At 68.0% G+C, this 12358-nt stretch carries 13 protein-coding genes; 5 read left to right on the top strand and 8 right to left on the bottom strand.

What is annotated here, in order from left to right; genetic code table 11:
* Positions 1–25 precede the first annotated feature (25 nt).
* Genes ACTJI5_RS07055 through hemC form a run of 5 tightly spaced genes read right to left on the bottom strand, consistent with a single transcriptional unit; the run spans position 26 to position 4952 of the window.
* On the bottom strand, positions 26–1159 hold the full coding sequence (locus tag ACTJI5_RS07055; protein WP_440859804.1) for a CaiB/BaiF CoA transferase family protein: 1134 nt from the start codon (positions 1157–1159) through the stop codon (positions 26–28).
* Positions 1152–2354, bottom strand: a complete 1203-nt coding sequence (locus ACTJI5_RS07050; RefSeq protein WP_058539307.1) for an acyl-CoA dehydrogenase — start codon at positions 2352–2354, stop codon at positions 1152–1154. The genes ACTJI5_RS07055 and ACTJI5_RS07050 overlap by 8 nt, the downstream gene beginning before the upstream one ends.
* A 48-nt stretch (positions 2355–2402) precedes the next feature.
* Complete coding sequence (locus ACTJI5_RS07045) at positions 2403–3299, bottom strand: hypothetical protein (RefSeq protein WP_058539306.1); 897 nt, start codon at positions 3297–3299, stop codon at positions 2403–2405.
* A 19-nt stretch (positions 3300–3318) separates the two neighbouring features.
* Positions 3319–4008 (bottom strand): uroporphyrinogen-III synthase, encoded by a 690-nt coding sequence (locus ACTJI5_RS07040; RefSeq protein WP_440859803.1) that lies wholly within the window; start codon positions 4006–4008, stop codon positions 3319–3321.
* A complete protein-coding gene (gene hemC / locus ACTJI5_RS07035) occupies positions 4005–4952 on the bottom strand; it encodes a hydroxymethylbilane synthase (protein WP_440859802.1) in 948 nt (315 codons plus the stop codon). The genes ACTJI5_RS07040 and hemC overlap by 4 nt, the downstream gene beginning before the upstream one ends.
* A 144-nt stretch (positions 4953–5096) precedes the next feature.
* Here hemC and tsaD point away from each other — a divergent pair, with 144 nt between their 5' ends.
* From tsaD to ACTJI5_RS07020, 3 genes are all read left to right on the top strand, one after another.
* Positions 5097–6131 (top strand): tRNA (adenosine(37)-N6)-threonylcarbamoyltransferase complex transferase subunit TsaD, encoded by a 1035-nt coding sequence (gene tsaD, locus ACTJI5_RS07030; RefSeq protein ID WP_440859801.1) that lies wholly within the window; start codon positions 5097–5099, stop codon positions 6129–6131.
* A gap of 11 nt (positions 6132–6142) precedes the next feature.
* Positions 6143–7135 carry an NAD(P)H-dependent glycerol-3-phosphate dehydrogenase gene (locus ACTJI5_RS07025; protein ID WP_440859800.1) on the top strand — a complete coding sequence of 331 codons (993 nt, stop codon included), beginning with the start codon at positions 6143–6145 and terminating at the stop codon, positions 7133–7135.
* 76 nt (positions 7136–7211) lie between these two features.
* Entirely contained in the window at positions 7212–8744 is a 1533-nt protein-coding gene (locus tag ACTJI5_RS07020; protein WP_310249904.1) for a lipopolysaccharide biosynthesis protein, read from the top strand.
* 3 nt (positions 8745–8747) lie between these two features.
* Here the strand turns inward: ACTJI5_RS07020 and ACTJI5_RS07015 are convergent, their stop codons facing one another.
* Positions 8748–9005: a hypothetical protein gene (locus tag ACTJI5_RS07015; RefSeq protein WP_440859799.1), complete on the bottom strand. Its 258-nt coding sequence runs from the start codon at positions 9003–9005 to the stop codon at positions 8748–8750.
* Positions 9006–9061: 56 nt separating this feature from the next.
* Positions 9062–10060 carry an adenosine kinase gene (locus tag ACTJI5_RS07010; protein WP_058539299.1) on the bottom strand — a complete coding sequence of 333 codons (999 nt, stop codon included), beginning with the start codon at positions 10058–10060 and terminating at the stop codon, positions 9062–9064.
* Between the two features lie 109 nt (positions 10061–10169).
* On the opposite strand from ACTJI5_RS07010, the gene ACTJI5_RS07005 reads away from it, so the two are divergent.
* Together ACTJI5_RS07005 and ACTJI5_RS07000 are read left to right on the top strand one after the other, a co-directional pair.
* Positions 10170–10853 (top strand): EI24 domain-containing protein, encoded by a 684-nt coding sequence (locus tag ACTJI5_RS07005; RefSeq protein WP_440859798.1) that lies wholly within the window; start codon positions 10170–10172, stop codon positions 10851–10853.
* The gene (locus ACTJI5_RS07000) at positions 10850–11227 is read left to right on the top strand and encodes a hypothetical protein (protein ID WP_058539297.1); all 378 of its coding nucleotides are present in this window, start codon (positions 10850–10852) and stop codon (positions 11225–11227) included. Before ACTJI5_RS07005 ends, ACTJI5_RS07000 begins: the two co-directional genes overlap by 4 nt.
* 20 nt (positions 11228–11247) lie before the next feature.
* On the opposite strand, the gene queG is transcribed toward ACTJI5_RS07000, so the two are convergent.
* On the bottom strand, positions 11248–12312 hold the full coding sequence (gene queG / locus ACTJI5_RS06995) for a tRNA epoxyqueuosine(34) reductase QueG (protein WP_440859797.1): 1065 nt from the start codon (positions 12310–12312) through the stop codon (positions 11248–11250).
* Between the last annotated feature and the right edge of the window lie 46 nt (positions 12313–12358).

Below are 12358 nucleotides of genomic sequence, written 5' to 3'. Positions count from 1 at the left end.
GGCGTCCGTTGCGGCGCCCCTTTTTCTATGGGCTGAGCGGAGGCGCCCCGGTGCGCGCAACCATGCGCTCGCCGTCGATGACGATCGGGCTGGCGAGCCCGTCGACGCTGGCGCCGTCGGGGCGGAAACGCATCCCGCGCGCCTGAACCTGCGGATCAGCAAAAACGCTCGCGATATCGTTGATCGGCCCCGCCGGCACCCCTTCGGCCTCGAGCGCCAGCGACAGCGGTAGCGCGTCCCATGTGGCGATCTTCGCCGCCAGCAGCGGGATCAATTCGGCGCGGTTCGCAAGCCGCGCCGCATTGGTCACGAAACGCTTATCGTCGGCCCAGCCGGGCTCGCCCAAGATCACACATAATTTACGAAACTGGCCGTCGTTGCCGACCGCAATCACCAGCTGCCCGTCGGCGGTCGCGAACGCCTGATAGGGCACGACATTGGCGTGCCCATTGCCCATCCGCCGCGGGGAAACGCCACTCGCGAGATAATTGGCCGCCTGATTGGCGAGCACCCCGACCTGGCAATCGAGCAGCGCCATGTCGATATGCGCACCCCCACCCTGGGCATCGCCTGTGGCGTCACGCCGCCGCAGCGCCGCGAGAATTGCGACCGTCGAATACATGCCGGTAAAGATGTCGGCATAGGCGATTCCCGCCTTTTGCGGCGCGCCGTCGGGTTCGCCGGTCAGCGACATCGCGCCGCCCATCGCCTGGATGATGAAATCATAGCCGGCACGGTGCGCATAAGGCCCGGTCTGCCCAAAGCCAGTGATCGAACAGACGATCAGGCGCGGAAAGTCGGCACACAAGCGCGCCGGATCGAGGCCATATTTGGCGAGCCCGCCGACCTTGTAATTTTCGATGACGACATCGGCGTCGGCGATCAGCGCGCGTACCGCGGCCTGCCCCTCAATGGTCGCAATGTCGATCGCCACGCCTGTCTTGCCGCGGTTGGTGCTGTGATAATAAGCGGCGCCGAGATTCTCGCCGCTCTCATCCACAATGAACGGCGGGCCCCAGCTGCGCGTATCGTCGCCGGCGCCCGGCCGCTCGACCTTGACCACCTCGGCACCCAGATCGGCGAGCAATTGCCCGCACCACGGCCCCGCGAGCACCCGCGCCAGTTCGACGACGCGGATGCCCTCTAATGGCTTAGGCAAAGGCCGAAATGCCGGTGATCGCGCGGCCAAGAATCAGCGCATGGACGTCGTGCGTGCCCTCATAGGTGTTCACCGTCTCGAGGTTCACCGCATGGCGGATCACATGATAATCGGCCGAGATGCCGTTTCCGCCGTGCATATCGCGCGCGACGCGGGCGATATCGAGCGCCTTGCCGCAATTGTTGCGCTTGAGCAGGCTGATCGCGTCGGGAATCAGGCGGCCTTCGTCGATCAGCCGGCCGACGCGCAATGCGGTCTGGAGTCCCAGCGCGATCTCGGTGAGCATGTTGGCCAGTTTCAGCTGGACGATCTGGTTCGCCGCGAGCGGCCGCCCGAACTGCTTGCGCTCGCCGGTATAATTGCGCGCCGCTTCGTAGCAGAATTCGGCGGCGCCCATCGCGCCCCAGCCGATGCCGTAACGCGCGCGGTTGAGGCAGCCGAACGGGCCCTTCAGCCCCGACACATGCGGCAACAGCGCATCTTCGCCGACCTCGACCGAATCCATGACGATCTCGCCGGTGACCGACGCGCGCAAGGACACCTTGCCCTCGATCTTCGGTGCCGAAAGCCCCTTCATCCCTTTTTCAAGCACGAAGCCGCGAATCGCGCCGTCATGCGCCTCCGACTTCGCCCACACGACGAAGACGTCGGCGATCGGCGAGTTGGTGATCCACATCTTCGCGCCCTTGAGGCGGTAGCCGCCCTCGATCTTCTCGGCGCGCGTGCGCATCCCGCCCGGGTCGCTGCCCGCATCGGGCTCGGTCAAGCCGAAACAGCCGACGAGTTCGCCCGAGGTCAACCCGGGCAGGAACTTCCGCTTCTGTTCCTCGCTGCCATAGGCGTTGATCGGATGGATCACGAGCGAGCTTTGCACCGAACAGGCCGAGCGATAGCCCGAATCGACGCGCTCGACTTCGCGTGCGATCAGCCCGTAGCTGACATAGTTGAGCCCCGCGCCGCCATATTCGGGGTCGATCGTCGCGCCGAGCAGGCCGAGCGCGCCCATTTCGGACATGATCTCGCGGTCGAAGCGCTCGTCGAGAAACGCCGAGGTGACGCGCGGCAACAGCGCATCGGTCGCATAGGACCGCGCCGTATCGCGAACCATCCGCTCCTCTTCGCTGAGCTCGGCGTCGAGCTGGAGAGGATCGAGCGGGTCGAGCGCTTCGATGCGCTGCGGATCGGCGAGGGCCATGGAACGGGCTTTCTCTCTAAACGGCGGGCAGCCCTACCGGATTGCGCGCTATGGGGTCGGATCGGCCGCGTTGCGGGCGATCGCGGCAGCGGGGCTGTCGCGCGGCTCCAATATCGCCGCCGTCTCGATCAGGTCAAGCGCACGCCGTGCCTCATGATAGCGCCGCGCATCGATCACCCACTCCCCCGCGACCTCCGACCCGGGCATCGCCTCGACCTCGGCGATCGCTAGGTCGGCTTGCCCGGCCGCGAGATAGCGCCGGGCGCGGTCGAGCCGTTCGGAGGCGCGCGGCGACTGCGTTCCGGCGGCACGCACCACGAACAATTCGCCGAGTTCGCGGCGCAGCCCGGTCCACAGGCTGCCGCTTCCGTCGCCGCCGCGCCCGACAAGCTGCGGCCCCATCGCATCGAGTTCGGCGCGCAGCTGTTCGAGCGTCACCGGATCGCGCGACGTATCGATGATCGTCTTGACGGCGTTGGGCTGGTCGTCGCCGAAGCGCAGCCGCAGCTGCGCGTCGAGATAGCCCAATGACAGCCCGCGATCGAGCGCGCGGCGCACGGCAAAGGCGACGAGCAGCCCCTCGGCGCGCGATGCGTTGCCCGACGCCGATTCGGCCTCGAGCGTGATCCGCGACAGGCGCTGTTCGAGTTCGGCGACGCGCGCCGCGAGCGCGTTGGCGCCGTCGATCGGCGCGACCATCAGCGGCGGCGCGTTAGCCCCGCTTTTTGCGGCAAGCGGATTGGCCGCCCCCGCGGGCGCCGCGACCATTTTCGCGGTGGGTGGTAAGTTGTTGCCCGTCAGCCAGCGATTCACAGCCCATCCGCCGCCGGCGATACCGATCAGAAGCAGCAGGAAGGCACCGATGGCGAGAGCGCGAAACGATAGTCCCCTTTCGGGTACTGCCTCGTCCGCCGACGAGGACGTGTCGATGCTGTCGATTGCCATGTTTCTCTTTCGAACGACCCTATTTTGCACCCTTGTGCCACAAAGCACGCGCTTGTGCCAATATTGCGACATCGTCGGGCTGTCCCGCGATGGCCAGATCGCGCCAGCCGTCGCCCGCCGCAGCCGCAGCCGCAGGGCTGATCGCGACAAGCGACAGGTGCGCGCGCGCACCGCCGACGAGCTGCGAAATTCGCTGGGCGGCGCGCGCCGAATGCGCGAGCAGGATCGCGGGGGCGGCGATCAGCGCGTCCCATTCCGCCGGCACCGGGACGGGATCGACGGCATAGCAGGGCAGCGCCGTAATCATCGCCCCCCGTGCGTCGAATTCCGACCGGTCGGAGCCGCAAAGCCAAAGAATATTGTGGATATTTTCTGACGTCATATCGTCAAGAAGCCGCTGTGCGCCCGATGATCCGGTCATCGCCACCGTCAGACCCGCCGCCTCGGCCGCGCGCGCGGTCGCTGCGCCGACGGCATAGACGGGCAGCGACACCAGCTCGGCCAGTCCCCGCCCCGCCAGTCTGGCGGCAAAGGCGCTGGTCAGCAGCAGCGCGTCGAAATCGCCGGGAGCCGGCGGTCGCCAATCGATCGCGCGCGCGGCAAAAAGCGGCATCGCGCGGGCGTCGAACCCCAGTTTTTTGGCCCGCTCGACCGTCGCTGCATTACCCGGCTCGGGTCGCGTGACGATCAGCGGCGGGCCATCGGTCATGCCGCGAACAGGCTCCGCACGCTCTCAGGCGCCTCGCCGAGCAGGCGATGCGCCAGCGCCGCGGGCGCATCGGAATCGGCAACAAGAATGTGCCCAGCGGCATGTTCGGCCCCATCGTCGGAGAAAATCTCGGCATCGAGCCGCAGCGTGCCGTCATCGCGCCAATGCGCATGGGCGGCGACGGGCGAGCGGCAGTCGCCGCCAAGCGCCGCCAAAAACGCGCGCTCGGCCGCAACGGCAAGATGCGTCGGCGCATGATCGATCGCCGACAGCAGCGCGCGCGTCGCCGCGTCGTCGTCGCGGCATTCGATCCCGATCGCGCCCTGCGACGCCGCGGGGAGCAGCAGGCTCGCTTCCTGTACCAAACCGACGTCGTGCATCCCCAGCCGCTCAAGCCCCGCCGCCGCGAGCAAGGTCGCATCGGCATCGCCCGCCGCAATCTTCGCGAGCCGCGTCGCGACATTGCCGCGCAGCAGCACTGGTTCGAGGTCGGGACGGATTCGCTTCACCTGCGCGGCGCGGCGCGGGCTGCTCGTCCCGAGCCGCGCGCCCTGCGGCAGGTCGGCGATCGTCGCCGCCTTTATTCCCTCGCGCACCACCAGCCGGTCGCGCGGGTCGGCGCGTTCGAGCATCGCGCCGAGGAAAAAGCGCGCGTCGCGGATCGTCTCGACATCCTTCAGCGAATGGACCGCGATATCGATCGTCCCGGCATCGAGCGCCGCATCGAGCTCACGCGTCCACAACGCCTTGCCGCCCACCTCGGCGAGCGCGCGGTCCTGGATCTTGTCGCCCGTCGCGGTCATCGGCACGATTTCGAGCGCCGCCATATCGATGCCATGGCTGGCAATCAGCGCCGCAGCCGCCATATGGGCCTGAGCCATCGCGAGCGGCGAGGCCCGGGTGCCGATACGCAGCGGGTTTTCGGGGGTCGGAAGTACATTCATCGTCTCCGCTGCTAGAGCATTTCCAGAAAAAGTGGGAACCGGTTTTTCGACTGGAAATGCTCCGACATCATCAGGAGCCTTTTTAAAGGCTCCGCCGCGGCTTGCCCTGCCGATAAAGGGGCGGGTAAAGGAACGCGCAATAATATGACCCTGATCCTCGGCCTTGAATCGAGCTGCGACGAAACCGCGGCAGCGCTCGTCGACAGCGATCGGCGCATTTTGGCGCACCGCGTCGCGGGGCAAGAGGCCGAACACAGCCCCTATGGCGGCGTCGTTCCCGAGATCGCGGCGCGCGCGCATGTCGACCGGCTGGCGCCGATCGTCGAGGGCGTGCTCGCCGACGCCGGCGTGTCGCTTGGCCAAGTCGATGCGATCGCCGCGACCGCCGGGCCGGGGCTGATCGGCGGGGTGATGGTCGGGCTCGTCACCGGCAAGGCGCTCGCCCACGCGGCGAACAAGCCGCTGATCGCGGTCAATCATCTCGAAGGCCATGCGCTCAGCCCGCGCCTCGTCGAACCCGGCCTCGCCTTTCCCTATCTGCTCCTGCTCGTCTCGGGCGGCCATTGCCAGCTGCTGCTGGTGAAGGGCGTCGGCGACTACCGCCGCCTCGCGACGACGATCGACGATGCCGCGGGCGAAGCCTTCGATAAGACCGCGAAGCTGCTCGGCCTCGGCTATCCCGGCGGCCCCGCGGTCGAGCGCATCGCGAAGGAAGGCAATCCGCATGCCGTCCCGCTGCCGCGCCCGCTCGTCGGCAGCGCCGAACCGCATTTCTCCTTTGCGGGGCTCAAGAGCGCCGTCGCGCGGGCCGCCGCATCGGGTGCGCACAGCATTCCCGACCTCGCCGCCTCGTTCCAACAGGCGGTCGTCGACTGCCTCGTCGACCGCAGCCGCATCGCGCTCGCCGCCTGCCCCGATGCGACCGCTTTCGTCGTCGCGGGCGGGGTCGCCGCCAATGGCGCGATTCGCGGCGCGCTGACCGATCTCGCGGCGCGATTCGACAAGGTTTTCGTCGCGCCGCCGCTCTGGCTCTGCACCGACAATGGCGCGATGATCGCCTGGGCGGGCGCCGAGCGTTTCGCGGTCGGCCTCACCGATCCGCTCGATACCGCCGCGCGCCCGCGCTGGCCGCTCGACCCCGAAGCCGAAGCCGTGCGCGGCGCCGGAGTAAAAGCATGACAGGTGAAAGCATGACGTCATATGCCAGATTCGGCGTGATCGGCGGCGGCGCGTGGGGCACCGCGCTCGCGCAGCTTCTCGCCGCCGATGGCGCGCCCGTTCGCCTCTGGGCGCGCGAAGAGGATATCGTCGCGGCAATCAACGCCGAGCATCGCAATCCGGTTTTCCTTCCCGGCGCCGCGCTCTCGCCCTCGCTGACCGCGACCGGCGCGCTTGCCGATATGGCCGATCTCGACGCGCTGCTCGTCGTCGTCCCCGTGCCTTTTCTGCGGGCGGTGCTCGCCGAACTTCCGCCGGGCGACGCGCCGCTGATCTTTTGCAGCAAGGGCATGGAGGCGGGCAGCTTCGCCTTTCCGATCGACATGGCGCGCGATCTCGCGCCGTCGCGGCCGCATGCCGTGCTCTCCGGCCCGACCTTCGCGCACGAAGTCGCCGCGGGTCTGCCGACCGCGATCACCCTCGCTGCCGCCGACGCCGATCTCGCGGCCGGGATAGCGCAGGCGCTCGCACGCCCGCATTTCCGCCCCTATGTGTCGACCGACGTCATCGGCGCCGAGATCGGCGGCGCGGTCAAGAATATCCTCGCGATCGCGTGCGGTATCGTCGACGGCGCCGGGCTCGGACTCAACGCGCGCGCCGCACTCATCAGCCGCGGCTTTGCCGAAATGACACGCTTCGGGCTCGCGCGCGGCGCGCAGGCCGAAACGCTGGCGGGCCTCGCGGGCCTCGGCGACCTCGTCCTCACCTGCACTTCATCGAACTCGCGCAACTTCGCGCTCGGCCAGGGGCTCGGGCGCGGTGAGGCAGCCGAGATACTGATGGCCGACCGCCGCACCGTCGCCGAAGGGGCGTTCAGCGCGCCCGTGGTCGCAGCCGCAGCGCGCGCCGACGGGATCGACATGCCGATCACCGACACCGTGGCGCGGCTGGTTGCCGGCGAAACGCGCGTCACCGACGCCATTCAGGCCTTGCTCAGCCGCCCGCTGCGACCCGAAGGGCGATGAATATCTTCGCACAATTGCCTGCACTCCCCGGCCACGCTAGACTGACGGTCAGGGCAAAGCAGAAGGGGCGGAAGGCTTGAGCCAGACGGACAGCGCAGCCGCGCCCTCTTCACCTCCCGGCACGCCCCCGGGCGATGCCGACACGGCCGCGCTCGCCAAGGGCGGACGCACCAATTTCTTTGGCTTCATCCTGCGCCTCGTCGCGCGCCTGCCCTTCCTCTATGTCGCGGGCCGCTGGTACGGGCCCGAGGCGGTCGGGCGTTTCGCTTTCGCCGTGCTCGTCATCGAGCTCGTCGCGCAGCTCGCGACGCTCGGGCTCAAGCGTGGCCTCGCCGAACAGCTCAGCGCCCCCGGCGCCGACCAGCGCACCGTCGTATGGGACGGCATGTTCGTCGCCTTTGTCGCGTCGGCGGCCGGGTCATTGCTGCTGGTGCTGCTGCCGCAACTGATGTTTCCGTCGGGCGGCATCGACAGCGCCGATCGCTGGATGGCGCTGCTGGTCTTCGCGATCGCGGGCACCGATATCGCGCTCGCCGCCTGCGCGTATAAATTCGACGTCGGCGCCACCGTTCGCGCGCGCGCGGTGGTCGAGCCGTGGGTGATCAGCATCGCCGCCGCCGGATTCTTCTTCGTGTCGAAGCGCGACGGGCTGATGCTCTCCTATGCCGCCGCAATGCTCGGCGCCTTCCTCACCGCGCTAGTCCCCATGCTGCGTCACTATGGCGGACCGCGGGGATGGCAACCGCATCCCGCGCACCTGATCGCAGTTGCGCGGCGCAACGCACCGCTCGCCGCCGCCGACGCGATCGAATGGGGCACGCGGCGCCTCGACCTCTTCATTCTCGGCCAGTTCACCTCGCCGACGATCTACGGCATCTATTATATGGCACAGCAGGTCGCCTCGCTGCCGCAGAAGCTGAAAACCAGCTTCGAGCCGATCCTCGGCCCCGTCATCACGCGCAACCTCGCCGAAAAGCGGCTTGCCGCCGTGGCGGCGCAAGTGAGTCAGGTCGGTTTCTGGATCATCGCCGCCCAGGCAGGCGTCGCGCTCGCGCTCGGCATTCCGGGCGAAGCGGTGATGGGGCTCGTCGGCCCCGAATTCGTCAGCGGCACCGCCGCGCTCGCCTTCCTGCTGGCCGCCGAGGTGGTCGCCGCAACCGCGGTCGTCAGCGAGGCAGCGCTCGTCTATGTCGCGCGCCACCGCAATTTGCTCATCAGCATCGCGACGCTCGCGCTGCAGGCAGGGCTCAGCGTCGCGCTGATCCTGATCGCGAAATCGATGGGCCTGCCGCCGATCTATTACGCCGGCGCCGTCGCGCTCGCGCTGATGCTCGCACTCGGATTTGCGTCGCTGGTGAAGGCGCGCCTGCTCGCACGCATTCTCGGCGCGCCGGTGAACAGCCTGCGCTGGGCGCTCGTCTGGGCGACCGCGGGCGCAACCATCCTCGGCTATGGCGCGACGCAGCTTCCCGAATGGGCCGAGCTCCTGATCGGCGTGCCCTTCATTCTCGGCGTCTATGGCTGGCTGATCTGGACGCGCGGCTTCGGCCCGGCGGACCGCGAACTGTTCAGGAAGCACCCCGAACCCGCCGCGGCGCCCGCGGGCTGATCCTTAATCGACCGCTTTCTGCGCCGCGTCGCCGACATTCTCGGCGGCATCGCCGACCTTTTGCGCCGCTTCGCTGACCGCGCCGCTCTGCGCCTTGTCGTTGGCGAGGAACTGGAAGGCGAAAAAGGCCGCGACCAGGATCGCGACGAGGAAAACCAGCCCCATCCCAAACCCGCCGCGACGGCGCGGTTCGCGGTCGATCACCGTGGTCGTGTGCGTCGTCCCGTCGGGATCGCGCGTCTCGTGAATTTCGTCGGCCATAAGAATCTCTCCCATGCTGTCTGGCGCATAGGACGCTCCATGGCCGACGAAGGTTCCTATCCCAGCCGTTCGGCGATCTTCGCCTTGAGGTCGGTCTGCGCGCGCGGACCAACCTGCGCGATGATTTCGCGCGCGCACACGGCGCCCATCGTCAGGCAATCGGCAATCGGACGGCCCTGCGCCTGTCCCGACAGGAAACCCGCGGCGAACAGGTCGCCCGCGCCGGTGGTGTCGACGACCGTGTCGATCGGCTCGGCGCCGACTTCGGTGCGCGTCCCGCCGGTCAGCGCGATCGCGCCGTGCGAGCCGCGCGTGACCACAAGCAGCGGCACCTGCGCCGCAACGGCGGCGACGGCTGCTTCGAAATCGTCGGTTTCGGCGAGCGCGCAAATCTCGACCTCGTTCGCGAACAGGATGTCGAACAGCCCCTCGGCGATCAGCTTGCGGAAATCGGCGCCGTGGCGGTCGATGATGAACGCATCCGACAGCGTGAAGGCGACCTTGCGTCCCGCCGCGCGCGACACGTCGATCGCGCGCCGCATCGCGGCGCGCGATAGCTCGGGATCCCACAAATAGCCTTCGAGATAGAGAATCTCCGAATCGGCGATCCACGCTTCGTCGATCATTGCCTGATCGAGCAGGTGGCTCGCGCCGAGGAAGGTGTTCATCGTGCGCTGGCCGTCGGGGGTGACGAGGATCAGGCAGCGCGCGGTCGGCGCGCCTTCGCTGAGCGGCGGGGTTTCATAAGCGACGCCAAGCGCGCGCAGGTCGTGCGTGAAAACATGGCCGAGCTGATCGTCGGCGACCTGGCCGATAAAGCTGCAACGCTGGCCGAGCGCGGCCATTCCCGCCAATGTATTGGCCGCCGAACCGCCCGACATTTCGATCGCGGGTCCCATCGCGGCATAAAGCCGTTCGGCCTCTTCGGCGTCGATCAGCCGCATCGACCCCTTGGTCAGACCTTCGGCGGTGATCAGCGCATCGTCGGCGCGGGCGATGACGTCGACAATGGCGTTGCCGATGGCGACAACGTCGAAACGGGCGGTGGAGGCCATGAAAAATCCTGTGATGCGTGGAAAAAGCTGCCGCGCGCCTTAGGCGGCGGGGCCCGCCAAGGCAAGCATAACGCTTGACCCGCGCCGCGACGGCCACCATCCCCGGACCATGGCCCGCGCCGTTCATGCTTTTCTGCTCGCGCTAAGGGACTTGCCGCAGCCCCGCGTGATGCGCGTGCTGGCGCAAAGCCTCGCGCTCACGCTCCTGCTCCTCGCCGTTTCGGGCGCCGCGATCTTTTTCGCGACCCGCTGGGCACTGGCGCACTGGAAGTGGCTCGACAAAGCGCAACTCGACATGGCGGGCATATTGATCGTTCTGGTCATCATTGCGGGAAGCTGGTTGCTCTTCCGCGCCGTTGCGATCGTCGTCGTCGGCCTGTTCGCCGACGGCATCGTCGCCGATGTCGAGGGCCGCCATTATCCCGCGGCCGCAAGCCAGGCCGTCGATGTCGGCTGGCGCCAGAATATCGGCCTCGCGCTCGCTTCGCTGGTGCGGCTCATCGGCGGCAATCTGCTCGCGCTGCCGATCTACATCCTGCTGCTCGTCACCGGTATCGGAACCCCGATCTTCGCCCTGCTCGTCAACGCATTGCTGCTCGGCCGCGATCTTGAGGCGATGGTGCTCGCGCGCCATCCGGACCGTCCACGGCTCGACCGGCCGGCGCGCTGGTCGCTCGGGCTGCTGTCTGCCGCAAGCTTCGTGGTACCCATCGCCAATCTATTGGCGCCGATTCTGAGCGCGGCTATGGCCGTGCACATGCTGCACCTGCGCAATGGGGACCAGAAAAGATGATCGAAAACCGCCGCCTGGCCGCCATCGCCGGTCTCGCTTTGACGCTCGGCGCGTGCGCCGGCCCCGCGATCCCGCGCCCGTCAACCCCATCCGCGGCGACCCCACCACCGACAACGGTGGTCCGGCCGGTGCAGAATAATGCGCTGATCGGCAACAGCGCCGATGCGATCGGCCGGATGTTCGGCAAGCCGCACCTCGACGTCACCGAAGGCGCCGGCCGCAAGTTGCAATTCGCCGGGTCGAACTGCATCCTCGATGTCTATTTCTACGCCCCGCGCGCGGGCGCGAATCCCGTCGCGACGCACGTCGATGCCCGCACCCCCGATGGCCGCAACGCCGAAGTGAACAGCTGCGCCCAGTCGTTCCGGCGCTGATCGCCAACCCTTGTCAGGCGTCATGACGCCAGTTCGGCGAGCGCCCAGAGCGCCGCATCGGCGACCATCGGCGATTCATCCTTCGCCAGTCGTTCGAGCACCGGCACAAAACGGACATCACCGCTGTTCCCCGCCGCGATCGCGGCATTGCGCACCATCCGCCCGCGCCCGATCCGCTTGATCGGCGACCCCGCGAACACCTGCCGGAAATCGGCATCGTCGAGCGCGAGCAGGTCGGAAAGCGACGGCGCGGCCAGCTCGGCACGCGGCAGGAAGGCGCGATGCGCGTGCGCGGTTTCGGCGAATTTGTTCCACGGGCACGCCGCAAGACAGTCGTCGCAGCCATAAATGCGGTTCCCGATCCCGCGCCGCAGCGCGACCGGGATCGGGCCGTTATGCTCGATCGTCAGATACGAGATGCAGCGCCGCGCATCGAGCCGGTACGGCGCCGGAAAAGCCTGCGTCGGGCACGCGTCCTGACACGCCGAACAGCTGCCGCACGTATCGCGGCCCGGCCTCGACGGCTCCAGCTCCAGCGTCGTGTAGATCGCGCCGAGGAACAGCCAGCTGCCATGATCGCGGCTGACGAGGTTGGTGTGCTTGCCCTGCCAGCCGAGCCCCGCCGCCGCCGACAGCGGCTTTTCCATCACCGGTGCGGTGTCGACGAACACCTTGACCTCGGCGTCCTTCACTTCGGCGACGAGCCACCGCGCGACCGCCTTCAGCGCCTTTTTGACGACGTCATGATAGTCGCCGCCCTGCGCATAGACCGAGATGCGCCCGCGACCGGGATGATCGGCGAGCGCCAGCGGATCGAGCGCCGGGGCATAGCTCATGCCGAGCGCGATCACCGATTTGACCTCCGGCCACAGTCCCCTGGGCGATCCGCGCTGTTCCGCGCGGCTTTCCATCCAGATCATGTCGCCGTGGCGCCCCTCGGCGAGCCATTGGTCGAGCCGCGCCGCGGTCTCAGGCGCGGCATCGGCATGCGCGATCCCGAACGCCGCGAAACCATGCGCGCGCGCGACGGCTTCGAGCCGTTCTTCGAGGGAAGGCGTTTCCAGAGGCAAGGCTTCGGCAACCATTGCCGCTCTATACGCGAGCGGCCTTGCCGTGCCATAGTTTGGTGAG

The sequence above is a fragment of the Sphingopyxis sp. 22461 genome, assembly GCF_052044915.1.
GTDB lineage: Bacteria > Pseudomonadota > Alphaproteobacteria > Sphingomonadales > Sphingomonadaceae > Sphingopyxis.
This window is presented reverse-complemented; position numbering and strand designations above follow the sequence as displayed.